The organism is Streptomyces sp. NPDC001714 (assembly GCF_042892755.1).
In the GTDB taxonomy this organism is placed as follows: Bacteria; Actinomycetota; Actinomycetes; order Streptomycetales; family Streptomycetaceae; genus Streptomyces.
In genome coordinates, this window is sequence record NZ_JBIAUL010000012.1 from 24,951 (window position 1) to 49,632 (window position 24,682).

25 protein-coding genes and 2 pseudogenes are annotated in these 24,682 nt (G+C 71.3%); 13 read left to right on the forward strand and 14 right to left on the reverse strand.

The window, feature by feature from the left end; genetic code table 11:
- Positions 1 to 62: 62 nt before the first annotated feature.
- The 3 genes from ACFY0P_RS28840 (at position 63) to ACFY0P_RS28850 (ending at position 1,439) form a co-directional block, all read left to right on the forward strand.
- Positions 63 to 467: an ATP-binding protein gene (locus ACFY0P_RS28840; RefSeq protein ID WP_388919175.1), complete on the forward strand. Its 405-nt coding sequence runs from the start codon at positions 63 to 65 to the stop codon at positions 465 to 467.
- A gap of 32 nt (positions 468 to 499) precedes the next feature.
- The gene (locus tag ACFY0P_RS28845; RefSeq protein ID WP_388919178.1) at positions 500 to 685 is read left to right on the forward strand and encodes a DUF6126 family protein; all 186 of its coding nucleotides are present in this window, start codon (positions 500 to 502) and stop codon (positions 683 to 685) included.
- 253 nt (positions 686 to 938) lie between these two features.
- Positions 939 to 1,439 carry a DUF834 domain-containing protein gene (locus ACFY0P_RS28850; RefSeq protein ID WP_388919181.1) on the forward strand — a complete coding sequence of 167 codons (501 nt, stop codon included), beginning with the start codon at positions 939 to 941 and terminating at the stop codon, positions 1,437 to 1,439.
- A 76-nt stretch (positions 1,440 to 1,515) separates the two neighbouring features.
- Here the strand turns inward: ACFY0P_RS28850 and ACFY0P_RS28855 are convergent, their stop codons facing one another.
- The 14 genes and pseudogenes from ACFY0P_RS28855 to ACFY0P_RS28920 all read right to left on the reverse strand — a co-directional run.
- Positions 1,516 to 2,997, reverse strand: a complete 1,482-nt coding sequence (locus ACFY0P_RS28855) for an NADH-quinone oxidoreductase subunit C (protein ID WP_388919184.1) — start codon at positions 2,995 to 2,997, stop codon at positions 1,516 to 1,518.
- A gap of 4 nt (positions 2,998 to 3,001) precedes the next feature.
- The gene (locus tag ACFY0P_RS28860) at positions 3,002 to 4,597 is read right to left on the reverse strand and encodes a proton-conducting transporter membrane subunit (protein ID WP_388919187.1); all 1,596 of its coding nucleotides are present in this window, start codon (positions 4,595 to 4,597) and stop codon (positions 3,002 to 3,004) included.
- Positions 4,597 to 5,289 carry a hypothetical protein gene (locus ACFY0P_RS28865; RefSeq protein ID WP_388919190.1) on the reverse strand — a complete coding sequence of 231 codons (693 nt, stop codon included), beginning with the start codon at positions 5,287 to 5,289 and terminating at the stop codon, positions 4,597 to 4,599. The genes ACFY0P_RS28860 and ACFY0P_RS28865 overlap by 1 nt, the downstream gene beginning before the upstream one ends.
- A complete protein-coding gene (locus ACFY0P_RS28870; RefSeq protein WP_388919193.1) occupies positions 5,286 to 6,242 on the reverse strand; it encodes a respiratory chain complex I subunit 1 family protein in 957 nt (318 codons plus the stop codon). Before ACFY0P_RS28870 ends, ACFY0P_RS28865 begins: the two co-directional genes overlap by 4 nt.
- A 10-nt stretch (positions 6,243 to 6,252) precedes the next feature.
- A complete protein-coding gene (locus tag ACFY0P_RS28875; RefSeq protein ID WP_388919196.1) occupies positions 6,253 to 8,325 on the reverse strand; it encodes a proton-conducting transporter membrane subunit in 2,073 nt (690 codons plus the stop codon).
- Complete coding sequence (locus tag ACFY0P_RS28880; RefSeq protein ID WP_388919199.1) at positions 8,322 to 8,804, reverse strand: NADH-quinone oxidoreductase subunit B family protein; 483 nt, start codon at positions 8,802 to 8,804, stop codon at positions 8,322 to 8,324. The genes ACFY0P_RS28875 and ACFY0P_RS28880 overlap by 4 nt, the downstream gene beginning before the upstream one ends.
- 182 nt (positions 8,805 to 8,986) lie before the next feature.
- A complete protein-coding gene (locus tag ACFY0P_RS28885; RefSeq protein WP_361305377.1) occupies positions 8,987 to 9,337 on the reverse strand; it encodes a metalloregulator ArsR/SmtB family transcription factor in 351 nt (116 codons plus the stop codon).
- An 874-nt stretch (positions 9,338 to 10,211) separates the two neighbouring features.
- The gene (locus ACFY0P_RS28890) at positions 10,212 to 10,625 is read right to left on the reverse strand and encodes an anti-sigma factor antagonist (protein ID WP_388919202.1); all 414 of its coding nucleotides are present in this window, start codon (positions 10,623 to 10,625) and stop codon (positions 10,212 to 10,214) included.
- A gap of 48 nt (positions 10,626 to 10,673) precedes the next feature.
- Complete coding sequence (locus ACFY0P_RS28895) at positions 10,674 to 11,099, reverse strand: ATP-binding protein (protein ID WP_388919991.1); 426 nt, start codon at positions 11,097 to 11,099, stop codon at positions 10,674 to 10,676.
- Entirely contained in the window at positions 11,099 to 11,506 is a 408-nt protein-coding gene (locus ACFY0P_RS28900; RefSeq protein ID WP_388919205.1) for a pyridoxamine 5'-phosphate oxidase family protein, read from the reverse strand. Before ACFY0P_RS28900 ends, ACFY0P_RS28895 begins: the two co-directional genes overlap by 1 nt.
- A complete protein-coding gene (locus ACFY0P_RS28905) occupies positions 11,503 to 13,227 on the reverse strand; it encodes a SulP family inorganic anion transporter (RefSeq protein WP_388919208.1) in 1,725 nt (574 codons plus the stop codon). The genes ACFY0P_RS28900 and ACFY0P_RS28905 overlap by 4 nt, the downstream gene beginning before the upstream one ends.
- Positions 13,224 to 13,565, reverse strand: coding sequence for an ArsR/SmtB family transcription factor (locus tag ACFY0P_RS28910; protein WP_388919211.1), 342 nt, complete (start codon positions 13,563 to 13,565; stop codon positions 13,224 to 13,226). The genes ACFY0P_RS28905 and ACFY0P_RS28910 overlap by 4 nt, the downstream gene beginning before the upstream one ends.
- 149 nt (positions 13,566 to 13,714) lie before the next feature.
- Positions 13,715 to 13,903, reverse strand: coding sequence for a PhnA domain-containing protein (locus tag ACFY0P_RS28915; RefSeq protein WP_388919214.1), 189 nt, complete (start codon positions 13,901 to 13,903; stop codon positions 13,715 to 13,717).
- 132 nt (positions 13,904 to 14,035) lie between these two features.
- Positions 14,036 to 14,158: pseudogene (locus ACFY0P_RS28920) on the reverse strand (aminopeptidase); the annotation flags it as partial.
- A gap of 179 nt (positions 14,159 to 14,337) precedes the next feature.
- Here ACFY0P_RS28920 and ACFY0P_RS28925 point away from each other — a divergent pair.
- From ACFY0P_RS28925 to ACFY0P_RS28970, 10 genes and pseudogenes are all read left to right on the forward strand, one after another.
- A complete protein-coding gene (locus tag ACFY0P_RS28925; RefSeq protein ID WP_388919217.1) occupies positions 14,338 to 15,636 on the forward strand; it encodes an extracellular solute-binding protein in 1,299 nt (432 codons plus the stop codon).
- The gene (locus ACFY0P_RS28930) at positions 15,633 to 16,505 is read left to right on the forward strand and encodes a carbohydrate ABC transporter permease (protein WP_388919220.1); all 873 of its coding nucleotides are present in this window, start codon (positions 15,633 to 15,635) and stop codon (positions 16,503 to 16,505) included. Before ACFY0P_RS28925 ends, ACFY0P_RS28930 begins: the two co-directional genes overlap by 4 nt.
- Positions 16,502 to 17,386, forward strand: a complete 885-nt coding sequence (locus ACFY0P_RS28935; RefSeq protein WP_388919223.1) for a carbohydrate ABC transporter permease — start codon at positions 16,502 to 16,504, stop codon at positions 17,384 to 17,386. The genes ACFY0P_RS28930 and ACFY0P_RS28935 overlap by 4 nt, the downstream gene beginning before the upstream one ends.
- Complete coding sequence (locus ACFY0P_RS28940; RefSeq protein WP_388919226.1) at positions 17,383 to 18,735, forward strand: carboxylesterase family protein; 1,353 nt, start codon at positions 17,383 to 17,385, stop codon at positions 18,733 to 18,735. The genes ACFY0P_RS28935 and ACFY0P_RS28940 overlap by 4 nt, the downstream gene beginning before the upstream one ends.
- A gap of 8 nt (positions 18,736 to 18,743) precedes the next feature.
- On the forward strand, positions 18,744 to 19,874 hold the full coding sequence (locus ACFY0P_RS28945; RefSeq protein WP_388919994.1) for an ROK family protein: 1,131 nt from the start codon (positions 18,744 to 18,746) through the stop codon (positions 19,872 to 19,874).
- A gap of 46 nt (positions 19,875 to 19,920) precedes the next feature.
- A complete protein-coding gene (locus ACFY0P_RS28950; protein ID WP_388919229.1) occupies positions 19,921 to 21,474 on the forward strand; it encodes a GMC oxidoreductase in 1,554 nt (517 codons plus the stop codon).
- 2 nt (positions 21,475 to 21,476) lie between these two features.
- Positions 21,477 to 22,085: a nucleoside deaminase gene (locus ACFY0P_RS28955; protein ID WP_388919232.1), complete on the forward strand. Its 609-nt coding sequence runs from the start codon at positions 21,477 to 21,479 to the stop codon at positions 22,083 to 22,085.
- Positions 22,082 to 23,017 (forward strand): sugar phosphate isomerase/epimerase family protein, encoded by a 936-nt coding sequence (locus ACFY0P_RS28960; RefSeq protein ID WP_388919235.1) that lies wholly within the window; start codon positions 22,082 to 22,084, stop codon positions 23,015 to 23,017. The genes ACFY0P_RS28955 and ACFY0P_RS28960 overlap by 4 nt, the downstream gene beginning before the upstream one ends.
- 182 nt (positions 23,018 to 23,199) lie before the next feature.
- Positions 23,200 to 23,595 (forward strand): annotated as a pseudogene (locus tag ACFY0P_RS28965) (phosphate uptake regulator PhoU); the annotation flags it as partial.
- A 199-nt stretch (positions 23,596 to 23,794) separates the two neighbouring features.
- Positions 23,795 to 24,661 carry an alpha/beta fold hydrolase gene (locus ACFY0P_RS28970; protein ID WP_388919237.1) on the forward strand — a complete coding sequence of 289 codons (867 nt, stop codon included), beginning with the start codon at positions 23,795 to 23,797 and terminating at the stop codon, positions 24,659 to 24,661.
- The last annotated feature ends 21 nt before the right edge of the window (positions 24,662 to 24,682 follow it).

Here is a 24,682-nt window from a genome sequence, read left to right on the forward strand (position 1 = left end):
GCCCGTTCCCCCCGTGGCGCAGACACCAACCCGCGGCGGCGACAGAGCATGTGGCGTCGACCGTGCCGCGCCACGTCGTCGCGGTCCCGGTGGGGCCGGAGGCGGTGCGGCTGGCCCGTGAGGCGGTGGCCGGTCGATTCGGTGAGGTGGGCGTCGCGCCGCGTTCCTCGTTCGCCGACGCGGTGCTGCTGGTGGTCAGCGAGCTGGTCGTGAACGTGCTCCGCCACGCGCCCCGGTCTCCGGTCGCGGACGTGGGGATGACGGTAGGGGCGGGGCATCTGGTCGTCGGCGTCGCTGACGCCGAGCCGTCCCTGCCCGACCTCGAACCGGGCGCGATGGGCGCGGGACTGCATCTGGTGGCCGAACTGGCCGGCGAGTACGACGGCGACGTCAGCGTGGAACCGGCCATCGACCATGGCGGCAAGGTGGTCCTCGTCAGGTTCCGCATGCCGTCACAGGCCAGGTGAACGTGGAGATGGCAGGTCAGCGAGATGACACCGTGAGTGATGGAGCTGAGGCGGCCGAGCGGCCGGCGGACACGACACGCAGGGGGAAGGACAAGGACCGCGAGTGGCGGATCGAGCGCGGTGTCGCGCTCCGGGCGGGCTTCTACATCTTCGGCACCCATCTGTTCGCCGGGTTCGTGTGGCTGCTCTTCTACCTGGGACAGCACGCGCACAAGTAGCCACGTCGCCGGGGTGCCCGGACGCCTCCGAAAGCGCGTCATCACCCTGGCCCGGGGCCGAACGGCCCTATGCAACCGCTGGGGCATCGGTGACGCTGTGGCTCGGCCCGGTCGGTGGACGGCCGTTCTCTTCCTGCGGGCGGCTGTCCCCTGTGCCGCCCCTCCCCCGCGGACCACCCTGGGCACGACTTGAAGGCTTCTTCCATCGACGTTGCTGTGAACGGTGTGGACAAGGGAGAAAGGACCGCCGAGGTTGATCGCTGTGGTGGGGCATGAGGATCTCGCGCCCTGGACCCTGGCCCTGCTGGAGGAAGAGCTGTGCGCGCGGCTGGCCCGCTGTGCCGAGGCCGGGCGGACGGGCCTGGTCCGGGTCGGGCAGGGCCTGCCGGTGGCGTTCGGACGAGCCGCGAAACAGGCCGGGCTGGCGCTGGTGACCGTGGTGCCCACGCTGAACCGGGTGCCCGCGCTGCTGCGGGAGCGGGACCGCCGGGCGGCCGGGGAATTGCTGCTGCTGTCCGAGCAGGTGCGGCTGCTGGAGTACGACCCGGCCGACCGAGACGCCTGCGTACGCGCCGACGAGCGGCTGCTGCGGGCCTGCGCCCGGGTGCTGGCGATATGGGACGGCACCGCGTCCAACGGCCGTGACACCACCGCTCACCTGGTGGCCTATGCGCGCAGCCACGGCATCGACGTCGAGGTGCTGTGGCCGGACGGTGCCGAGCGGGTACGGGACGGAGTGGGAGAGGAGTCGTGATGACGACCGGTACGCCGCCGCGGGTTGGTCGTGACCGCATACCGGCTGGTGGACGGCGACGTGGGTTCCGGGCCGGTCACAGGTCGTTGCCCGCGTAGGACAGGTTGAAGCTCTTGTTGGTCAGTGGGAAGTCCGGGACGATCGTGTCGGCCAATGCCACCGGCAGGGCCGGCCAGTTGAAGAAGGACGGGTCGACGGGCTTGACCCGGGCCAGGGTGTGGTCGGGTGCGAGTTCGACGCGGGTGGCGATGGTGCCGCGCCAGCCCTCGACCAGTCCCACGCCGGTGCCGGGGCCCGCGCCGGGCAGCGGGTGGGGCGCCAGCACGGCGGCGGGGGCGTGGAGTCCTTCGGCGAGGTGCTCGATCAGGGTGAGTGAGACCTCGATCTCCTGGGCGCGGACGGGGAAACGGGCCAGGACGTCGCCGGTGATGTGAACGGGGATGTCGAGTTGTGGACCGTATGCGGTGAAGGGGTGCGCCACGCGGGCGTCGTTGGGGATGCCGCTGGCGCGGGCGACGTAGCCGAGGCAGCCGATTTCCTGGGCCGCGGTGGTCCGTAGGACGGCCGTTTTCGTGAAGCGGTCACGGACCGTGGAGTGGCCGAGGGCGAGGTCGGCGATCTCCCCGATGTCCTCGCGGATCTCCTTCAGCCGGGCCGGATCGGGCCGGGCGTGCAGGGCTGCGCCGCCGGGGACGATGCCGCCGCGTAGCAGTCGGTGCCCGGTGATCTCCTTGTTGAGGCGCAGGAGTTGCTCTCGGACGCGCTGGGCCTGGGCGTTGAGGATTCCGTGGCCGACGTCGTTGCAGAGCATGCCGAGGTCGGCGACGTGGTTGTGGATGCGCTCGAGTTCCAGTAGCAGGGCGCGGGCGCGTTGTGCCTGTGCGGGAACCCGGGTGCCGGTGGCCTCTTCGACGGCCAGGCAGTAGGCGAGCGCATGGCCGACGGCCGTGTCGCCGCTGATGCGCTCGGCCAGCGGCAGGCCGGCGGCGACGCTGCGGCCCTGGAACAGACTCTCGATGCCTTTGTGGACGAACCAGAGGCGGGCCTTGAGTTTGAGGATGGTCTCGCCGACGACGGAGAAGCGGAAGTGACCGGGTTCGATCAGCCCGGCGTGTACCGGGCCGACGGGGATCTCGTAGACGCCGTCGCCCTCGACTTCCAGGAAGGGGTAGGGGCCTTCCTGTTCGCCGAAGGCGGGCGGCGGTCCGGCGTCGGGGCGCATGGGATACCAGCCGCGCGGCCAGTGGAAGTGCCGGACAAGGCGGCGGGGCAGGGGGTGGTCCTTAGGGACGATGCCGAACAGGTCGCGCATCTCGCGTTCGAACCGGCCTGCGGGGAAGGAGAGTGGGGCGAGCGTGGGGACCTCGGGCCGGTCGGGGTCGAGGCGGACGTGGAGTTCGGTGCGGGTGTCGGGTGGGCCCGCCACGAACAGGTACACCACCCGCGGTCCACCCTCGTCGTGGTGGGCGGCGACGAGGGCGAGCCGGTGGCCGGCGTCGAGGAGCTCTTGTGCGCGCTGCGGTAGGTCGGTGGTTTGGATCTCGTGGATGCTGCGCATCGCTTCAGCCTCCGATCGCCTGGGCGGCGGCGTGCAGCAGGTCGGTGAGCGGGCCGGTGGCCACGCCCAGGGCAGCACAGGCAGCCAGACCCAGCGCCAAAGGCCACACAGCCGATGGGCTTTCGTGTGCCGGTGTTCCCGGTCCCAGCAGCATCCGGGCGGTGCGCGCGGCGATCGCGGCGAAAGCCAGGAGCACCAGCAGCAGAGCCGCGGCAGTGACCCGGCTCAGGCCCGGGCCGACGGCGAACCCGGCCCGGGCGATGGCGAGTTCGGAGGCGAAGAGACTGAAGGGCGGGAAGGCCATCAGGGCCAGGACCGCGAGTCCGAACGCTCCGGCCAGCGGCGCTGTTCGGGCGATGAGGCCGCGGACGCGTCCGATCCGTGCGGTACCGGTCAGCTGGAGGATGTGCCCGGAGGCGCAGAAGGCGACGGATTTGGCCAGTCCGTGGCCGGCGACGTGCAGCAGCGCGGCAGCCAGGGCAAGGGGGCTTCCGATCGCCGCGGCCAGGGCGATCAGGCTCATGTGCTCCATGCTGGAGTAGGCCAGCATCCGCTTGTAGTCGCGCTGGGCGAGCAGCAGGCCGGCCGCGAGGGCGAGGGTGAGCAGCGCGATGGCGGCGAGCAGGACGCGGATGAAGTCAGTGCCGAGGGCGGCATCCGCGATGACCCGGTAGCGCAGGATCGCGGTGAAGGCGACCGAGAGCAGGACCCCGGACATGAGCGCGGAGACCGGCGCGGGGGCCTGGCTGTGGGCGTCGGGCAGCCAGGCGTGCAGAGGGACCAGGCCGGCCTTGGCGCCGAAGCCGAGGACGACGAGCGTGATACCGAGGCGGGTGACCGCCGGGTCGAGCCGGTCGGCGCGGGCGACGAGGGTGGGCCAGTCAAGTGCCCACGCCTCTGTGATTCCGGCCTGCCGGGCCGCGTAGTAGATCAGCACGGTGCCCAGGAAGGCCAGCGCGATACCGGCCGAGCAGATCACGACATACTTCCAGGCGGCCTCCACCGAGGTGCGGCTGCGGCGGTGGCCGACGAGGAACGCGGTGACGATGGTGGTGGCCTCGATCGCGACCCACAGCACGCCGAGGTTCGCGGTCACGACAGCCAGGCACATGGCCGCCAGGAACGCCTGGACCAGGACGTGGTAGCGCCGCACGGCCCGATCGCTCACCCGCCCGGCCTCCCGTTCGCCGCGCAGATAGGCGGGGGTACTGCCGCAGGCGATGACTGCGACGGTGCCGATGACCAGGAGCATCCAGGCGGTGAGCGCGTCCGCGCGCAACAGCCCGGAGTAGGCGCTGCGCAGGCCATCGGCCATGACATCGACCGCGAGCAGGCTGCCGCAGGTGAGGATCACGGCCGGTGAGACAAGAGCGGCCCAGTCCATCGGATACCGCTTGGGCCTCGTCGTAGTGGGCAGGGCTTCCTGCTGCACCAGAACGGAGCCCTGTACGGATGCCCGCTTGCGGGCCTGGGTGAGCGCCGAGGCGAATGCTGCGGCAGGCGGCCGGGCGCGGGTTCTGCTCAGCATGTGGGCCCCGGCGACCAGCAGCGGCGCGGCAACGGGTGCGGTGAGCAGCAGGGCGGAAGCAGTGGGGCTCATCAGTCGTGCAGCTCCCGCAGGTCGTCGATGTCGGTGGTGCCGAATGCCTCGCGCACGCGGGTGGTGAGGATCTGCAGCACCAGGACGGCCAGCAGTACGTCGAAGGAGACGCCGAGTTCGACGATCAGCGGCACCCCGGAGGTGGCCAGGAACGCGGTGGCGGTGATGCCGTTGTCCAGCAACAGGAAGCCGACCACCTGCGCGAGGGCCCGTCTGCGGGTCACCAGGACGAAGAATCCGATCAGGACGACGGCGAGGCCGACGGGGAGGGCACGCGTGGCGGGCGTCGGGTTCAGCTCGGTCAGCGGGCGGGCCACCGCGTAGGCCAGCAGGGTCAGCAGGGCCGCGGTCAGCAGCGAGGCGGCGACATTGACCAGGGGCTGCGTCTCCCTGCTCTCCGCCACCGCCGTGCCGTACCGCTGCCGGTCGGCGGTGATCGCGGCCAGCGCACGGCGCATCAGATACGGCAGGACACCCGCCCTGAGCAGGCCGATGCCGATGCCTACGCCGATGAGGTCCCAGCGCTGTTCGTGAGCGCCGAGGAGCACTGCGAGGGCCGCGAGCGCGATGCCCTGGAGGGCGAAGATCCGGACGATGACGGCCAGTTCGCGCACCCACAGCACGAGCACGGCCGCCAGCAGGAAGAGGCCACAGGCCAGGTCGAGGAGCTGAGTGTAGAGGCCGCCGGTCATGAGGCTCCGGTCAGGAAGTACGAGGCGGTCACCGCGAGGAGCGCCAGCAGGAAGGATCCGGCGAGCAGTTCGGGCACGCGGAACAGCCGGACCTTGGCCCAGAAGACCTCGGCCGCGGCCAGCACCGCACCCAGCAGGACGAGTTTCGCCGCGAACAGCACCAGGGCCACGGCCAGCGCGGACCAAGAGCCGGTGGTGGCGATGCCCCAGGGCACGAACAAGGAGGACAGCAGGCCGAGGAGCAGAGTGAGCCGCATCTGGGCGCCGAGTTCGACCAGCGCCAGGTCCGGACCCGCGTACTCCAGCACCATCGCTTCGTGGATCATGGTCAGTTCGAGGTGGGTGGAGGGATTGTCCACCGGGATCCGCCCGGTCTCGGCGAGCACGGCGACGGAGAGGGCCGCGGTGGCCAACAGGCCCGCCGGAGAGGCGAGTCGGACCGGCTGGTTCACGGCTCCGGCGACGATGGCGGGGATGTTGGTGGTGCCGGCCGGTATCGACAAGGCGAACACCGACAACAGGATGGTCGGCTCCACCAGAGCTGCGACCGTCATCTCCCGGGAAGCGCCCATGCCGCCGAACGCGGTGCCCGTGTCCAGACCGGCCAGGGCCAGGGCCAGGGTGCCGAGCGCGATCAGCGACACCACCACGATGAGATCCGCGTGCCCGCTGACGGGGGTGTCGGTGGACAACAACGGCACAAGTGCAGCAGTGACCACGGTGGTGGCGACCAGCAGCGCGGGAGCGGCCCGGAAGGCGGGCCCGGTACCGGTCGGGGTGATCGGTTCCTTGCGCAGCAGCTTGCGGGCGTCCCGCCAGGGCTGAACCACCCCGGCCCCGGCCCGTCCTTCCAGGCGGGCCCGTACCTGGCGCATCCACCCGGTCAGCAGCGGCGCCCCGGCAGTGACCGCCACGATCTGGCCGGCCACAGCCGTATACCCGACAGCACTCATCTGTTCGCTCTCACCAGCCCACCGCCAGGATCAACAGAAGGACGACCAGTCCGGCGAAGCCGTAGCCGAGGTAGAGGTGAACGCTGCCGCCCGCCAGCCGCCGGGCCGCCTGCCCGGCCGTGTTCAGGAACCGCAGCACCGGCTCGTACAACCGGTGGACGATCCGGTCGGGCACCCGGTGCTGGAAGCGCACCCGCTCCACCAGGTACGCCGACTCCCGCACCGGGGTGACATCCACGTCCTGCTCGGGTGCGAGGACGTCGTCGAAGACCCGCTGCAGCGGCTCGGCGAACGAGGTCGCGGTGTAGGCCATCCGCGGGGTCGGCGCCCCGCCCCCGCAGTCCCACAACCGGGCGTTCACCCGGCGCCGACGACGTCCGTACAGCCGGGGCAATCCCGCGGCCAGCAGAATCGCCACGGTCAGGGCGGCCACGACCCACAGCGGCGACAGCGTCGCGGAGACGTCGGCGAGCCGCACCCTGAGCCCACCTCCCGACACCGCGCCACTGCCGGGAAGCCCGACCGCGTCCACGGCCCGGTCAAGGCCGTCGCCCAGCAGCCCGGGCACCACCGCCAGGGCCGCACACCCCGCCCCGAGCAAGGCCATCGCGGCGAGCATCGGCAGCGGTGCCTCCTTCGCGGCCGCCGCCTGCGGGCTGCGCGGCCGGGCGAAGAAGCCCACCCCGAGCGCCTTGACGAACACAGCCGCGGCGATACCGGCCGACAGCGCGATCAGCGCCACCGACAGCGGCAGGACGACCGCCACCGCGACGCCCGGCACCACCAGCCCGTGGATCAGGGACTGCAGCAACAGCCACTCGCTGACGAATCCGTTGCCCGGCGGCAGCGCCACCGCACCCAGCGCGGCCAGCGCGAACAGCCCGGCCGTGACGGGCATGGGCGCGCGCAGCCCGCCCATGCGGTCCAGGTCCCGCAGGCCGGTGGCCCGCAGCACCGCGCCTGCCGCGCAGAACAACAGGGCCTTGAACGCGGCGTGGTTGACCACGTGCAGCAGCGCCGCGGCCAGCGCCAGCCCGGCCAGGGGCCGGTTTCCGTAGGCGGCGAACAGCCCGGAGGCACCCACCCCGATCAGAACCAGGCCCATGTTCTCCGAGGTCGAGTACGCCAGCAGCCGCTTGAGATCGGAGGCCATCGCTGCCTGCAGGATCCCGTACACCGCGCTGACACCGCCCACCGCGATCAGACCCAGCCACCACCAGGCTGGACCGCCCCCGAGCAGATCGAAACCGGTGCGGACGAGGCCGTAGATCCCGAGGTTGACCATGGCGGCGCTCATCAACGCCGAGACGGGGCTGGGTGCTTCGGGATGTGCGCGCGGCAGCCAGGCGTGCAGCGGCACGGCACCCGCCTTCGATACGAAGGCGAGCGCGACCAGGACGAACACCAGGCCGCGGACCGTGGTCGACACGGTGTGCGCGCCCGCCCGCAGCGCGGCGAAGGTCTCCCCGCCTGCCTGTGCGGCGAACAGGGCGAACCCCGCCAGCAGCAGCACCAGGCCGAGGTGGGTCATCACCGCATACCAGTTGCCGGCTTGCCGCACCGAGGCCCTCCCCCACTCTCGGCTTCGCTCGAGCGGGAGGTGCCCCCATCGGTGCTCGGCCAGCACCAGCAGCAGCGACGCGAGTGCCATCACTTCCCACAGGGCCAGGAACGTGGACACGGATGCCGCGGCCGGCACCAGGACGAGGGTGAGAGCGAACAGCGGCAGCACCGCCTGCGCGGTACGTGAGCCGAGCCCGTGAGCGCCGTGCCCGGCCGCGTACCCGATCCCGTACACCGCGACCGCGGCCACGACAGCCCCCGCCACTGCCATGAAGAGACCCGCCAGCGCGTCCACCGCCACCTGCGCTCCGGCCAGCGGAAGCAGCCCGGGAAAGGCGGCACTCCAACGGCTGCCTCCCAGTGCGGCCACCCCAGCCGTCGTACCGCCAGCGACCCCCACACCCGTCGTCAGCGCGCCGACGGCCGGTATGCGCAGCCGGTAGGGCAGCGTGCACCCGGCCAGCACTCCCGCGCCGGCCAGTGCGGTGGCCGTCGCGAGGGCGGCCGGGATCACGCTCACCGCCCCGTCACTGTCCTGAGCGCGGCGATGATCTCCGCCGGCTCCGGCGGGCACCCCGGGACTTGGAGATCCACCGGTACGACGTCGGACACGGCGCCCTCGACGCCGTATCCGCCCGCGAACTCCCCGCAGTTGATCGCGCAGTCCCCGACCGCCACCACGAGTCGCGGCTCGCCCATCGCCGCGACGGTACGCCGCAGCGGCTCGGCCATGTTCCGCGTCACCGGTCCGGTCACCAGCGCCACGTCCGCGTGCCGGGGCGAGGCCACCAGCCGCGCCCCGTAACGCTCGGCGTCGTACACCGGGTTGAAGGCCGCCGCGATCTCGATCTCGCAGCCGTTGCAGGACCCGGCGTCCACGCACCGCACCTGCACCGAGCCGCCCAGCTCCCGCGCCTTCTGGGGCACATCGCCCTGCGGGCGCGGTGGCGCGGGTTCGGCCACCTTCCCGGTGGTGCGGATCTTGCGCAGCAGGCCCATGAACCCTCCCTGAGACGGTGAGGACTTCTCCGCAGGGGATCAACCGGCCATCCCGCGGGCGGAGTTACGGCACTTTTCCGATGTTTTGCCCCGATAGGCAATCTTTGTGGAGGCGGCCGCCTCCCGGCACCACAGAGCGCTGTCCACTCTCCGGGGAGACGGCCGCCGTCTTGGGGCCGCCGCTACGACGGCGGCTTCGCCTCCCCCTGCGCGGCCTGCAGGTCGGCGAGCAGTTCGGCCTGCCCGGCCAGTACTCCGGACAGGATGCCCCGTGCCACCCGCAGCAGCTCCGCGAGGTCCGGGCTGGCCAGCGAGTAGTACACGTTGGAGCCCTCCTTCCGGGTCCGCACGAGGTTGGCGCGCCGCAGTACCGCGAGCTGCTGGGACAGGTGCGCTGCTTCGATGCCCACCTCGGGCAGCATCTCCGCGACCGCGTGCTCGCGCTCGCTCAGCAGCTCCAGAACACGGATGCGGGCCGGGTGGCCGAGGGTTTTGAAGAACTCGGCCTTCAGCTGGTACAGCGGCGTACTCATCTGGCCGTCTCCTCCCCCGTACAGCAGCACGGCACCACCGGCCGGTGCTTGGCGCATCGCATCCACCCACTCGTCAAGAACATGCAGCCCATCCTCGCCTGCGGCACCGGCCAGGCCGAAACCGCACCGGAGGAAAGGACCGCCCGATTCACCAGTGACGACCTCAGGAATTGCTAACATTAGCAATTCCTGAGGTCTTGTGAGGAGGGTTGCGTGAGGATCACCCCGCTGCGCGGGAGTGGCGTCGCCTGGATCAAGTGCCCCGGCTGCCGTCTGAAGTGCCGGCCCACGGCCCTGGCGCCGGACGGGAGCTGTCCGCGCTGCGGCGAGTCCAGCCTGCTGAAGTTGACCTTCGGAGGCCGTGCCGATCAGCCCGGTCCGTATTCCCGCCCGGGATGACCCCTGCACGGCAAGCGCAGCTGGGGAGGGATGCGATGGGCGACCGGGATCCCAGCCCGGCAGCGGAGTCTGCTTCGAGTGGGCCCCACCGGCGCGCGACGCCTCGCGCTGGAGGCGGCCCCGCTGGTCATCGTCGACGTGTCGTCCTTCAGGACGTCGGTGAGCGTCGCCCGTCGAGCGGTGGCCCTACGGGAGCCTGCGCCCTGCCCTGGAAGACCTGCTGGGCGCAGGAGCCCTCAGCTGCGGGCTTGGCTCCCAGGGCGCTGGTCCGCTGTCCACGGAGGGTGCGGTCGCGAAGGCAGCTGAGGAGAGCACCGCCGACCTCGCCCACGCGATCAGCGCCGGCGCCTCCGGGAGTGAGCTGACCGTGATGGGGTTCGCCGAGGACGTGGTGATCGCCGCGAGGAGGACTCCTCCACGCTCGCGCCCGTCCGGAACGGTGACGGCGCCTCCGCACCCGGCTGAGCGCGGCAGGTCACCCGGCGCTCGGGTCACCGGCAGGCCAGCCGGTGGTCTGCCACGACTGGCGCGCCGCGGCCGGTTCCCCCGGCTGGATGCCGTGCGCGGCGCGCACGGCGGGCAGGTCGGCGTGGACCGGGATCAGCGGACCGTCGCCGGTGGGGACGAGGGAGCCGTCGGCGGGGATCGCGGCCAGTTCCAGGCTGCTGCCCGCCCGCGCGAGCAGGCGGGCGGCCTCGGTGATCGCCAGCTGTCCCTCGGCCGACCAGCCGCGCAGTTCGGTCAGGTCGACGACGACCAGAGCGGTGCCGCGGGCCAGCGCCCAGCCGACGGCGCCGGTGAAGCGGCGTGCGGCGTCCGGGCCCAGGTAGCCGGCAACCGCGAGAATGCCCAGATCGCCCTCGATGGTGTAGCGCCACTCGATGGTCATGGTGATGCCCTTCCTTGCGCGGGGGGCCGGCCGGAGTCTGCGTCCGGTTCACAGCGGGAGGGTGATCCAGATGCTCTTGCCACCGCCGTCGGCATCCGCGCGGACCACCGCGGTGCCGTCCAGGGCGAGCGTGAGCTCCATGACCGTGGCCAGGCCGCTCGTCGCGGTGCCGGTGGCCGCGCCGTACAGCGGTGGCTGGTACGGGTGACGGTCGTGGACGGCGAAGGCCAGGCACTTCGGTCCCGCCGCGTAGATCACGGTCACCGTCGGGGAGAGGACGGCGGCGTGCCGGACGCTGTTGGTGACGAGTTCGGCGAGGATCAGCAGCGCCGGATCCACCGTGGGGTGACGCAGCCCGATGCCCCACTCGACCAGGGCCTGCTCGGCGGTCTCGCGGGCTGAGCGTACGGCGGACGGCTCGCTGGGCAGGGTGAGCACATGCCGGTGGGGCAGGGCTTCCAGCCGAGTGGACATCATGCCTCCGCGCGGGCGAGGCGGAAACCGGTGACGGTCTTGGGATGCAGGCGCAGCAGGGTGTCGTGCGGGCCGTGGCTCCAGCCCGTGAGGGTGCGCCGGTAGTGGCCTGCCTCGTCAGGGTCGGTGATCACCTCGGCGGGGCCGGTGACGGTGACCGTCCAGCCGGTGCCGGAAACGGCCCGGACGTCATCGACGTGGTAGGTCGCCGTCGCAGGCACCACCGGGGCCGGCACGGGCGTGCGGACGACGAGCCGGCCGTACTCCCACACGTGGCGGGCGGGACGGATCACGGCCAGGTCCCGCTGCGCGTACACCAGCCGGCCCAGCGTGCTGCCTTCCAGCAGCCACAGAGCCTCCGCGCCGGATACCTCGACCAGACGAAGGGGGGCGGGGGGAGAGCTCATCGCAGGGCTTCCTCGCTGGAGGTCAGAGGCTTCTGGGCGGGACGGGCCGGCAGGACTCCGGCCGTTTCCAGGTGATCGCGGGCGGCCCGGATGGCCTCCGGGGTGGTGGCGTACTCCCGGCCCTCGTGGCGCATCAGGTCCAGCGCGCCGACCGAGTCCAGGACCTGGCGCTGGCCGGGGCGTATGCCGGAGGTCATGACGGCGATGCCGCGCCGGTTGAGTTTCGCGACCGCGTCCTTGAGGACGAGGGCGCCGGTGGCGTCGATGGTGGTCACGCGGGACATGCGCAGAATGACGACGCGGACGTCGGCGACCTCGGCCAGTTCCAGAAGGAAGCGGTGCGCGGCGGCGAAGAACAGCGGGCCGTCGATGCGGTAGGCGACGATGTGCTCGGCGAGCAGCGCGTGTTCTTCGGCGCTGTGGTCGCCGCGGTCGAGCGGGACCTGGTCCAGGCGGGCCTGCCTGGCGACGGCGCGCAGGGCGAGGCCACCCGCGACGACCAGGCCGACGATCACCGCGTACACGAGGTCCAGGGCCAGCGTCGCGACGGCGGTGAGCACGAGGATGAGGGCGTCGGAGCGAGTGGCCTTCGCCATCGCCATGAGCGAGCCGACCTCGACCATGCGGATCGCGGTGGCCAGCAGCACGCCCGCGAGCGCGGCCAGCGGAATCCTGGACACGAGGGGCGCGGCCGCGAAGACGATCACCGCGAGGACCGCGGCGTGGATGAGGGCGGCCAGCCGGGAACTCGCGCCGGTGCGGACGTTGACCGCGGTGCGGGCGATCGCTCCGGTCGCGGGCACGCCACCGAACAGCGGGGCGGCGATATTGGCCAGGCCCTGCCCGAACAGCTCCCGGTCCGCATCGTGCTTCTGGCCGACCGTCATGCCGTCGGCCACCGAGGCCGACAACAGCGACTCCAGAGCGGCCAGCGCCGCGACCGCGACGGCGGGAGCGAGCAGCGAGCCGACCGCGCCCGGGTCCAGGAAGGCGAGGGACGGCGCGGGCAGGCCGGACGGCAGGTCACCGATCGGCTTCGCCGCGTCCAGGCCGGCCACCTGGGCCACGACGGTGGCCCCGACCACCGCGAGAATGGAAAACGGGACGGCGGGCCGCCAGCGGGCCCCGATGATCATGACAGCGGCAACGGCCAGGGCGAAGGCGGGGGCGGTCCAGTTCGGATCCTTCGCGAACTCCTCCAGCGCACGCCAGGTCACCACGAGGACGCGATCACCCCCGGGCTTGGGCACCCCGAGCGCGTTGGGGACCTGCTGCAGACCGATCACGCAGGCGATGCCGAGGGTGAACCCCTCGACCACGGGCGCGGGCACGTACTGCATGTACTTGCCGGCCCCCAGCAGGGCGAGCGCGACGAGCATCACGCCGGCCATCAGCCCCACCGTGAGCACCCCGGTCGGCCCGTGTGCGGCGACGATCGGCACGAGCACCACGGTCATGGCGCCCGTCGGCCCGGACACCTGCAGATTGGAGCCGCCGAAGACCGCGGCGAGCGCACCGGCGACGACCGCGGTCGCCAGTCCTGCCTCGGCGCCGAGCCCGGAGGAGACGCCGAAGCCGAGCGCGAGCGGCAGCGCGACGATCGCCACCGTCAGGCCCGCGAGCAGGTCCCGGCGCGGGTCGCGACGTATCTCCGCCAGATCGCTGCGGCCGGGAAGCAGCGCGGCGATCCGGCCCCGGATCCGGGTGAGGGCGGACGTCATCGCGCGGCGACCTCGACTTCCCGCAGCTCGGCCAGCAACTCGTTCTGCCCGGCCAGCATCTCCGTGAGGATCCGGCGTGCGGCCTTCAGCAGGTCGGCGACGTCCCCGCCGGCCAGCTCGTAGACCACCCTCGAGCCGTCCCGCGTCGAGGTGACGATGCCTGAGCGGCGCAGCACCGCCAGCTGCTGCGACAGGCTGGAGGGTTCCACCTCGATCGCGGCCAGCAGGCTGCGGACCGGCATCGGTCCGTCCTGCAGCAGCTCCAGCACCCGTATCCGTACGGGATGCCCCAGCATCCGGAAGAACTCGGCCTTGGCCTGGTACAGCGGAACGGACACGACCCCTCGACTTCCCGACAGCGCCCCGGCCGGGGCAAGCGAAGGCTGCCTCCGCGGCTACCTGCAGACACAGCAAACACAGCATCTAACCAATTGCGAAATTTTGCAATTCAGCATGTGGGTGCGCCGAGGAGTTCCCGGTGACGGGGTCAGCCCTTCTTGACCACGCTCGACCTCAGCTGCATCGCCCCGAAACCGTCGACCTTGCAGTCGATGTCGTGCCCGTCGACTCCGTCGACCAGCCTGAAGTCGCGCACCCTGGTGCCGGCCTTGATACCCGGAGGGCTGCCCTTGACCCACTCGTGGCCGCACTCCGGGCAGACCGCCCGAGCGTTCATCTCTCTCGCGGACTTCAAGGCGAAGAGCCGACGCGGCGTCCCGGGTCACGGGATGTGGGCGCGAGAGGCCGGCTCTCCTGCATGACAGCGTCAACGACCACGGCACCAGGGCGCATCAACGCCCATCAGCGCGAACAGCTCGTTCGCGAGATCGCGGACCCGGTCGCCGACCGCCCGCTCCCCCTCGCCCGGCGCGACCAGTCCGCGCTCCTCGATCTCCGCGAAGAGCTGCTCGGCCTTCGCCTGGGCCTCCAGCAGTCGCGCCACGCGCGGGGCGGGCTTCGCGACGGAGCGCCCCTGCTCAGCGCCCTGCCGATTTCGCTACAAGTTCCGAAATTATTCGTGATGGCTCGGCCACGCCCGTGCAACACGGCCTTCGTAGCTTCGCAGTCAGCGATAACGCTGCTTTCCCGCGAAATCCAGGAGCCCCCGAAATGTCCCTCCCCTCCAGACGCGGTGCCCTGAAGCTGACCGCCGGCCTGGCGCTGCTCGGCGCCGGTGCCCTCACCGGCTGCGGCCGTGGCGACGCGACCACGGCCGCGAAGTCCTCCGCCACTCCCATCGACGACTCTCCGGCCACCGGCACCCTGAGCGTTTGGGCCGCGCAGGGGGACGCGGACGTCCTGGACAAGGTGATCAAGCCGTTCAAGGCCGCGAACCCGAAGCTCACGGTGAAGTTCACGCTGATCCCGAACGCCGAGTACTACACGAAGCTCCAGTCGGCGATCGCCGCGGGCAAGGGACCGGACGTCGCCCAGTTCTTCCCGGAGTCGCAGGCGCAGTTCCTCGATCCGTCGATCCTGCGGGCCGTGCCGGACGATCTGGTCGACCCCACGTCCTTCTTCGGCAGTCTGTGGGACGCCGGTGTGGTCAAGGACGTCGCCTACACGGTCCCCTGGTACGCGTACACCTACGCGCTCGTCTACCGCTCCGACCTGGCCAAGAAGGCGGGCGTCACGGCGCCGACGGCCTGGGCGGGGATGGTGCCCTTCCTCAAGGCGCTCCAGGGTGCCGGGGCGGCACACGGGCTGGGGGCTGACATCGGCTGGGACATCTTCAACGGCCAGGACGTCGCCATGTACGCCTGGCAGGCGGGCGGCTCGCTGCTCTCCGGCGGGAAGTGGACGCTCGACACCCCCGCCATGGCCGACGCCCTCAGGTACAACGCGTCGTTCTTCACGTCCAAGGTCGCCGACACCAGCGGACCGACCTTCCTGGACGCACAGCCGTACTTCGTCTCCGGCAGGACCGCCATGATGATCACCGGCCCGTGGGTCGTCGGACAGCTCGACACCGCGGCGAAGAAGACCGGCTGGACGGCCGACCATGTCGCCACCGCGCCGCTGCCGGCGGGCTCGTCGGGCAGCGTGTCCTTCTCCGCGGGCGGCACCTGGGGCGTGCTCGCCGACGGCGGCAACGCCGACGCGTCGTGGAAGTTCGTCCGGTATCTCGCCAAACCCAGCACCCAGGTCGCGCAGTACAAGGCGTACAGCTCGCTGCCGGCCGTCGTCTCCGCCTGGGACGATACGGCGATCAAGGGACAGCCGCTGCTCGACGCCTTCCTCACCCAGCTGAAGAACACCCGGGCGTTCCCGCAGGTGTCCACCTGGCAGCAGGTCGCCACCCGGCTGGGCAAGGAGATGGAAGCCGTGGCCAAGGGCACCGAGAGCCCGGCGAAGGCGGCGGCGAACGTGCAGGCGTACGCCGAGAGTCTCGGCACGGGAGCGCAGTGAGAACCCGCCGGCCGGCCGTCGCCTGGCTGTTCCTCGCCCCGTTCACACTGGTCTTCCTGCTCTACACGGCCGTGCCCACCGTCGCCGCGCTCGGCTTCAGCCTCACCGACCTGCGCGGCTCTGATCTGCGGCATCCGCTCGCGGTGGACTTCACCGGTCTGGAGAACTACGTCCGGCTGTTCCAGGACGACAGCTTCGTGAAGGACATCGGCAACACCGCGGTGTTCGTGGCCGTGGGTGTACCCCTCACCATGGCGGTGGGGTTCGCGCTGGCACTGGCGCTGAACTCCGGCATCCGGCGGCTGCGCGGCACCTTCCGCACGGTCTTCTTCGCGCCGGTCGTCACCAACGTCGTCGCGGTCGCCCTGATCTGGCGCTACGCCTTCAACGAGAACGGCACCGTGAACAGCGTCCTGTCCGCCGTCGGCCTGGCCGGTCCGAACTGGCTGGACGACACTCATCTGGCCATGCCCGTGGTCGTCGCGCTCGGCGTCTGGCGCAACTTCGGTACCGCGATGGTGCTGTTCCTCGCCGGACTCCAGGCGATCCCAAGGGACGTCTACGAGGCTGCCGCCCTCGACGGAGCGGGCCGGTGGCGGCAGCTGCGGCACATCACCCTGCCCATGCTGATGCCCACCACCCTGATGGTGTCGGTCCTGCTGACCGTCTTCTACCTGCAAGTCTTCGACGAGCCGTACCTGCTTACCGACGGCGGCCCGCTCGGCTCGACCGAGTCGGTGGCGCTCTACACCTACCACCAGTTCGGCTCGGGCCAGCTCGGCATGTCGTCGGCCGCGTCCTTCGTGATGCTCGTCCTGGTGGCCCTGGTGAGTGTCGTCCAGTTCCGACTGCTGAGGCCCCGCTCATGACCGCCGTAGCCGTGTACCAGAACACAGAAACCTCCGCCGCCGACCAAGCAGTCGTACGCCGACGGTCCCTCGCCCGGCCGCTCCTGTACGGCGCGCTGGTGCTGTGCGCGCTGCTCACACTGCTGCCGTTCGTCTGGGTGCTCGGCGGCTCGTTGCGCAGCCTCGACGAGATCCGCTCCGACCCCGGCGCCTGGCTTCCGCACCATGTCACCCTCGACAACTTCGTCCGGCTGTTCCGCACCCAGGGCTTCGGCCGGTTCCTGGTGAACAGCGTCGTCGTGGCGATCATGGTGGTCGTCGGGAACGTCGTGGCCGCGTCGGCCGCCGGATACGCGCTCGCCAAGCTGGAGTTCGCGGGGAAGCGGCTCGCGTTCGGTGCGGTCATGGGGGCGATGATGGTGCCGTTCACGACCGTCTTCGTCACCCAGTTCGTGATCACGGTCGACATGGGCCTCGCGGACACCCTCACCGGTATCGCCCTGCCTGCGCTCGCCCTGCCGTTGTCGGTGTTCATCATGCGCCAGTACGCGCTGTCCATCCCCGACGAACTACTGGAAGCCGCCCGGATCGACGGCGCGGGCGAGTTCCGGATCTTCTTCCGGATCTTCCTGCCGCTGGCCGGCCCGGCGGTCGCGACGATCACGATCATGTCGTTCCTCACCTCGTGGAACAACTTCATCTGGCCGCTCATCGTCGCCCAGAGCATGTCCACCTACACCCTCCCGGTGGGTCTCGCCGCCACCAGCCAGGCCGCCGCGCACGTCACCGACTACGGTCTGATGCTCGCCGGCGCGATCGTGGTGATGCTGCCGGTGCTGGTGCTCTTCCTGTGCCTCCAGCGGTACTTCGTGCAGGGCATCGCGGGAACGGGGATGCGGTGATCACGACGGACACGGTGCGGGCCCCGGCGGGCACGGTCGTCGGGCGCCGAGAGGGCCGGGTCCGGCGCTTCCTCGGTATCCCGTACGCCGAAGCGCCTGTCGGCGCACGGCGGTTCGCTGCGCCGGTCCCACGCGGCCGGTTCACCGAGCCGTACGACGCCTCCCGGCACGGCGCCACCGCGCAGAAGGCACCGCTGTTCGCGACGACCACGATCCCGGAGCCGTCCATACCGGGCGACGACGTGCTCACCCTGAGCGTCGTCGCCCCGGCCGACGCCGAGCACTGCCCGGTCCTGATGTGGATCCACGGCGGCGGCTTCCTCGCGGGGAGCCCGGCGAGCCCCTGGTACGACGGGCGCTCCTTCGCCCGCGACGGGGTCGTCACCGTGGCGGTCGGCTACCGGCTGGGCGTGGACGGGTTCGCGCCCCTGGACGGCGTACCGGCCAATCTCGGGCTCCGCGACATGCTGCTCGCTCTCGAGTGGGTACGCGAGAACATCACGGCGTTCGGCGGTGATCCCGACCGGGTCACCCTCGCCGGGCAGTCGGCCGGAGGCGCCGCGGTGCTGGCGCTCCTGTCCTCACCGGCCGCCCGGGGCCGCTTCCAGCAGGCGGTGAGCATCTCCGGCGGCCTCTTCGAGGTGGCACGGGACACCGCCCACGGCTTCCTGGAACGACTCGGGGACCGACTCGGCGTACCGCCGACACGGGAGGGGTTCAGCACCGTCAGCGTGGCACAACTGCAGAAGGGTGTAGGAGATTTGAGAGGCGAGGAGGCGCTGGTGCTCGGACCGGTCGCGGGCGATGACATTCTGCCGGTGTCCCTCGCCGAAGGACTCGCCGAACACGGGCTGGACGTGCCGCTGCTGCTCGGGGCGACCGGCGACGAGTTCGACGGCGGTGTGGAAACGGATGCGGCAGCGGACGTCGCAGCACGGTCCGCCCGCGCGGCCGGCACCCGGATCACCGACACCCTCTTCCGCGCCGCCTGCCCGCGCATCGCACGCCTCCGCAGGAAGGCCGTCGCCGGCACCTGGCTGTACTCCTTCGAGTGGCCCTCCCCCACCACAGGTGGCGCCACGCACTGCGTCGACATCCCGTTCTTCTACGACGTCCTCGACGCACCGGGTGTCCGGGCGGCGCTCGGCCCGCGTCCACCCCAGGAGCTGGCCGCGCGGATGCACGCGGATCTCGTCGGGTTCGTACACGGACGACGGCCGTCCTGGGCACCGGCGACCGGCGAGCTGGGAGATACGGCACGCGAGTACGGCCGTCCCGGCGCCGCGCCCACCGCCGACGTCCCGGGCGGATACGACCCCGTGGTCCCGGCAGCGGCGGAGGCGTGCTGATGGCGGGGATGAACCAGAGCGCGGTGCGCCGGGTCAACACCTCGGTGATCCTGAGGGCGCTGGCGGTGTCGGCCGGGCCGACGACGCTGACCTCCCTCTCCGAGCGGACGACGCTGTCACGGCGCACCATAGAGCTGATTCTGGACTCCCTCCTGACAGCCGGCTGGGTGGCCGAACTCGACCGGGTACCCGCCCAGGGCTGCGCCGGCCGGCCCGCCCGGCGCTATGAACTGCGGGCCGAGCACGCCCTGCTGGCGGCGGTGCAGATCACCACGGAGAACGTGTCCGCGGTCGTCGCCGACGTGCGCGGTCGCATCGTCGGCCGCGCCCACCGACCGCTGCGCTCCTACCCCGACCCGCAGTCCTCGCTCGACGACGCGGCGACACTGGTCCGGGATGCGCTGGAGGACGCGGGCGGATCGCCCGAGCGGCTGCGCGCCGGTGCGCTCGCCAGCGGCGGCGCGATCGACGACGACGGAGTGGTGCGGCGGCTCGTCCACACGACCCGGTGGGAGGGCGTGGATCTGCCCGCGGAACTCGCACGGCGGATTCGGGTGCCCTGGTTCGCGGACAACGACACCAACCTGGGCGCCCTGGGGGAGCGTTGGCGCGGCGTGGCCGGTGACCACGACAACGTGGTCTGGGCGATGCTCGGCAACCGGGCCGGCCTCGGCATCCTGATCCGGGGAGCGGTGCACCGGGGCCTCGACGGCGCGGCCGGCGAGATCATCGAGGCGGTGCCGATGCGGACGGACTCGGTCGAGAACCGGCCGGTCGCCTGGCTCACCTCACCGGAGCCGGACCGCCGTTCCGTCGCGCTGGACCGCGTCGAGGCCGCCCGGGCGGGTGAGGCGAGCGCGCTCGCCGAGGTCGACGAATTCGTGGCCCACATCGCCACGATCCTCACCACCCTGTCCTGGACGGTCGCCCCCTCCCTGATCGTGCTGGGCGGCGGCCTGGAGGACGCGGCCGACGTACTGCTGCCCCGGGTGCGCGAGGCGTTGCGCGCCGCCCGGACCCCCGCGGTCGAGCTGCGGGCCACCGCCTTGGGCCGCGACGCCGCCCTCGTCGGTGCCGTCAAGCTGGCACTCGACCGTATGGACACCGAGTTGTTCGGACCGCTCGTACCGAGCCTCTGATCCGGTACGTCATCTCTCCTGCGTCATCGATCCTTTGGAGTCTTCTGTGCCCCGCACCCCCCACGCCCACGTCCTGATCGTGGGCAGCGGCATCATGGGCGCCGTCGTGGCCCGACTGCTGCACGAGTCCGATCCGGCGCTGCGGGTCACGATGGTCGAAGCCGGCACCGCGATCGGCGACACACCCGGCAGACACCTGCACGACCTCGACGACCCCGCCCTGTGGGCCCAGTACAACGAACAGGTCGCCACCGGCATCCAGGGCATGTACACGGGAGCCGAAGTGGTACGCGAGGTGCCCGGCACCCTCACCTCCCTACCGCCCGGCATGTATCACGCACTGGCCTTCGGGGAGGCCGCCGAGGCGATGCCCCAGTCGGCGCTCGCGTGGAACGCGGGCGGCATGGGAGTGCACTGGACGGCCGCGACACCCTGGCCGGCCGGGCACGAGGTGTTCGACTTCGGCGACCCGGCCGCCTGGGCGAGGGACCTCGACACCGCCCGCCGGCTCCTCGCCGTCGCACCCGCCGCGATCGGTCCGACCGAGGTCGGACACCTGGTCCTCGACGTGCTGCGCCGCCGCTACGAGGGCAGAGGACCGGCCGACCGGCGCCCGCAGCCGATGCCCATGGCCGTCACGCCGACGACCGCCGGCCCCATGCCGCGCACCGCCCCGGCAACGATCTTCCCGCCGCTCGCGAGGAGCACGGACCCGGCCTTCACCCTGGTCACCGGCACACTCGTCACCAGGCTGCGGGTGGCGCACGGCCGGGTCGCGGGAGCCCGGCTACGCCGGGTCATCGACGGTTTCGAGTCGGACCTGGACGCGGACGCCGTGGTGGTGTGCGCCGACGCGCTGCGCACACCGCAACTGCTCTTCGCCTCGGGCATCCGGCCGGACGCGCTGGGCCGCCGGCTCAACGAGCACGCCTTCGTCACCGCCCGCGCACTGCTCGACCCCGACCGGTTCGGTATCGGCCTCGACGCGCTGCCGCTGCCGCGCCCCGGCGAGTTCAGCACGGACTCCCTGTGGCTGCCGCACAACGGCGCCGAGCAGCCGTTCCACGGCCAGATCATGAACCGCACGTACCTGGACGAGGCGGGCCACCCGCTCGCGCACTCGGTCGGCATCTCGCTGTACGTCCCGGTCGAGTCGCGACCGGAGAACCGGTTGGTGTTCTCGGAGTCGGACACGGATCTCACCGGGATGCCCCGGATCGGCGTCGAGTTCACCCACTCCGCCGCCGACCGGACGCTGATCCGCCGGGCCCAGGACGAAGTCCGGTCGCTGGCCGAGGAGTTCGGCTCCTTCGACCCCGCGACCGAGAGCGCCCTGCTGCCACCCGGCTCGTCACTGCACCTGACGGGCACCGTCCGCTCCGGCCCCGCCGACGACGGGACGAGCGTGTGCGACCCGGACGGCAGGGTGTGGGGCCACGACAACCTGTACCTCGCCGGCAACGGCGTCATCCCCACGGCGATGGCCGCGAACGTCACCCTGACGGGCGCGATCACCGCCGTCCGGGCCGCCCGCGCCGTCACCGCACACACTGCCCGCCGACGGAGAGCCCCGCTCACCACCCCCCGACAGAAGGTCTGAACATGATCGAAATCTCCAGGGAGTTCCGTGTCGCGCTGCCCGCGTGGATCGACGACGAGCTGGCCGACGTGCCTGCCGCCGTCCCCGACCGGGCGGACCGGATGCGGCTCGTGCACCGGCTGGCCGACCGCAACTGGCGTGAGGGCAACGGCGGTCCGTTCGCGGCGCTCGTCGCCGAGCGGGACACCGGCCGGATCGTCTCCGTGGGCGTGAACGTCGTCCTCGCCTCCGGTGTCTCCAGCGCTCATGCCGAGGTCGTGGCCCTCGGTCTCGCGCAGACGGCGACCGGCGGCTGGGACCTCGGCGGCCAGGGCCTCCCGTCCCACGAACTCGTCGTCAACTGGCGTCCGTGCGTGCAGTGTTACGGCGCCGCCCTGTGGTCCGGCGTGCGCGGCCTCGTGGTCGCCGGGCAGGGCCCGGAACTGGAGGAGATCACCACCTTCGACGAAGGCCCGCTCGGCGCGGACTGGGCCGAGCAGTTCGAAAGCCGCGGCATCAAGGTCGAGCAGGACGTGCTCCGCGACGAGGCACTGATCGTGTTCCGGGCCTACCGGGAAGCCGTCGACGCGGACGAGGTCGCCGTCTACAACGCCCGAGGAGGCTCCGAGTGACACCGCGTTTCGCCACCGACATCATCACCTTCTACCACCCGGACTTCTGGGGCCTCGGCTCCGCCGACGCCGTGCGCGACCGGGCCCTCGCCGACCCCGTGGCCTTCTGGGAGCGGGTGATGGACGCGATGGCAGAATCCGGGGTCACCGGCATCGAGCTGACCTTCGCGCCCGGTGACATCGGCTCGGTGCTGCGGGCGTTCGGCAGCGCGTCGGCGTTCCGGCGTGAGCTTTCCGACCGCGGACTGTCGTTGGTGAGCGCCTTCGTCGCCGACAGCGACGCCCCGGGCTGGCGGGACGACGGCAGTCTGCCGGCGATCGTCGCCGACGCGGAGCGCCGCGCGGCCTTCCTCGCGGAGGCCGGAGCCGATCTCCTGGTGGCCGGTCTGCCCATGCGTCAGACGTTCGGAGCCCGCCCGCCCTTCTTCGTCGACGCCGACTACATGAAGCGGATGGCCGACGTCGCCCACGCCGTCGGCGAGGCCGTCACCCGGCACGGTGTGAAACTCGCCCTCCACACCGAGTCCAACAGCACCCTCTGGTACGAGCGGGACATCGACCTGTTCATGGCCCTCACCGACCCGCAGTACGTGTGGCTGTGCCCCGACTCCTGCCACATCGCCCTCGGCGGCGGTGACCCGGTGGCCGTCGCCCGCCGCCATGCCCCGCGCATCGCGCTGGCCCACTGGAAGGACGCGGCCGGACCGATCGACACCCACCTCACCATCGACGAGACCGTGTACGCCCAGCAGCAGCGGTACATGACGGAACTGGGCACGGGCATCGTGGACTGGCCCGGGTGGGCGGAGGCCATGTCCCGCACGCCCGGCGCCGACACGGTCCTCATAGAGCTCGACGAGGCGCCCGATCCGGTCGCGGCACTCCGGACGGGAACAGCCGTGGCGCGGGCATCACTCGGCAGCTGTTTCTGATCCTCGATTCTGAGCCACTTCGGATCTTGCGATCTGTTGCCTACCCACCACTGGGCATTCCGCAGCGACCTCTAACGGCGGGATCCGGTTGTCTTCCTACGGCCGCCCGGTCTGATCATTTGGAGCGACAGCCGCTCGCGTCACGGGTGTGCCCGCCCGCGCCTGCCGGTCGGGCACACCGGCGAAGGTCCGGGCCCTTGGAACGCTGCGCGGCCCTGGCCCAGCATGTGGCCAAGCCGGCCCGTCGGCGCTATCCCGCCCAGGCCGTACCGCAGGACCTGCGACGCACCGTTCTGGAGATGAGCCGGCTCGCCCAGCGCCTGATGGCGCAGGCCGCCGACGTCCGCGTCGCCCACGACCTGGAGGCCGCGCTCTGGATGGAGCAGGACGATGACCGGATCGACGAACTGCACCGCTCGCTATTCCAGCACCTGATGGACGACCGCCGGCATCAGGGAGTGGGGACCGCCGTGGACGTCACCTTGCTCGGCCGCTACGACGAACGGTTCGCCGACCATGCCGTCTCCGTCGCCCGCCGCGTGATCTTCCTGAGGAGGCCGATGGCTCTCAGGACGTAAGTCCTCGGCGCGGTTCAGTCGCGTTGTCCTTCCTGATGGGCAGGACTAGCGTGGGAGTGGACGTCATATGCCGTGGGGCCGGGACGCCACGCAGGGGAAACCAGCTTCGAGGTCCGCGACGGCCGCCCTTGGCCGGACGCTTTGCACCGGCACGTGGGTGGATCTGACGCATTTCATCGCCGGAGTGCAGGAGGTTGACGTGCTTCCCACGCGACACAAGTCAGCGACCATCAAAGGGCAGAAGGTCTTCTACCGAGAAGCAGGCCCAAGCGACGCGCCGGTCGTGCTGCTGCTCCACGGATTCCCGAGCAGCTCACACATGTTCCGCCATCTCGTCCCCGCACTCGCCGATGACTATCACGTGATCGCCACCGACCATATCGGATACGGCCACTCGGCCATGCCCAAGGTGGACGAGTTCGACTACACCTTCGACAACCTGGCAGGTGTCACCGCCGGGCTGCTGGATCACCTGGGCATTCGGCGCTTCGCCATCTACGTGCACGACTACGGAGCACCGATCGGCTGGCGCCTGGCGCTCAGCCCTTCCTTCGACGTCAGCGCGATCATCTCGCAGAGCGGGAACGCGTACATGGAGGGTTTCACCAAGCCTTTCTGGGACGATCTGTTCGCGTACGCCACCGAACCCAGCCGGGACACAGAGCCAGGTGCCCGGGCCAAGTTCAGTCCCAGCACAACGCGGTGGCAGTACGAGAACGGCGCGTCCGACACCAGCCTCGTCAGCCCTGACACCTGGATGCTCGACCAGCTCCTGCTGGAACGGCCCGGAAACGACGAGGTCCAGCTCGCCCTGTTCCGTGACTACCCCACGAACATCGAGGGCTACCCGAAGCTGCAGGAGTACTTCCGTACCAGTCAGGTGCCTCTGCTCGCGGTCTGGGGCGAGCGGGACGAGATCTTCGGGCCGGACGGCGCCCGAGCGTTCTCGCGCGACCTGCCCGAGGCCGAAGTCCACCTGCTTCCCGCCGGCCACTTCGCCCTCGAGACACACCTGGACGCCATCAGCGGGTACATCCACGGATTCCTCGGCCGCGTCCTCACATAGGCGGGCCGGGCCGCCGCTCCC

Coding starts and splice junctions, on each gene's coding strand:
- ACFY0P_RS28925 (WP_388919217.1), top strand. CDS start 14,338: ATGTCCCTCCCCTCCAGACGCGGTGCCCTGAAGCTGACCGCCGGCCTG.
- ACFY0P_RS28945 (WP_388919994.1), top strand. CDS start 18,744: ATGAACCAGAGCGCGGTGCGCCGGGTCAACACCTCGGTGATCCTGAGG.
- ACFY0P_RS28885 (WP_361305377.1), bottom strand. CDS start 9,337: ATGAGTACGCCGCTGTACCAGCTGAAGGCCGAGTTCTTCAAAACCCTC.
- ACFY0P_RS28915 (WP_388919214.1), bottom strand. CDS start 13,903: ATGAACGCTCGGGCGGTCTGCCCGGAGTGCGGCCACGAGTGGGTCAAG.
- ACFY0P_RS28860 (WP_388919187.1), bottom strand. CDS start 4,597: ATGAGCCCCACTGCTTCCGCCCTGCTGCTCACCGCACCCGTTGCCGCG.
- ACFY0P_RS28855 (WP_388919184.1), bottom strand. CDS start 2,997: ATGCGCAGCATCCACGAGATCCAAACCACCGACCTACCGCAGCGCGCA.
- ACFY0P_RS28865 (WP_388919190.1), bottom strand. CDS start 5,289: ATGACCGGCGGCCTCTACACTCAGCTCCTCGACCTGGCCTGTGGCCTC.
- ACFY0P_RS28905 (WP_388919208.1), bottom strand. CDS start 13,227: ATGACGTCCGCCCTCACCCGGATCCGGGGCCGGATCGCCGCGCTGCTT.
- ACFY0P_RS28890 (WP_388919202.1), bottom strand. CDS start 10,625: ATGACCATCGAGTGGCGCTACACCATCGAGGGCGATCTGGGCATTCTC.
- ACFY0P_RS28935 (WP_388919223.1), top strand. CDS start 16,502: ATGACCGCCGTAGCCGTGTACCAGAACACAGAAACCTCCGCCGCCGAC.
- ACFY0P_RS28900 (WP_388919205.1), bottom strand. CDS start 11,506: ATGAGCTCTCCCCCCGCCCCCCTTCGTCTGGTCGAGGTATCCGGCGCG.
- ACFY0P_RS28895 (WP_388919991.1), bottom strand. CDS start 11,099: ATGTCCACTCGGCTGGAAGCCCTGCCCCACCGGCATGTGCTCACCCTG.
- ACFY0P_RS28955 (WP_388919232.1), top strand. CDS start 21,477: ATGATCGAAATCTCCAGGGAGTTCCGTGTCGCGCTGCCCGCGTGGATC.
- ACFY0P_RS28880 (WP_388919199.1), bottom strand. CDS start 8,804: ATGGGCCTGCTGCGCAAGATCCGCACCACCGGGAAGGTGGCCGAACCC.
- ACFY0P_RS28870 (WP_388919193.1), bottom strand. CDS start 6,242: ATGAGTGCTGTCGGGTATACGGCTGTGGCCGGCCAGATCGTGGCGGTC.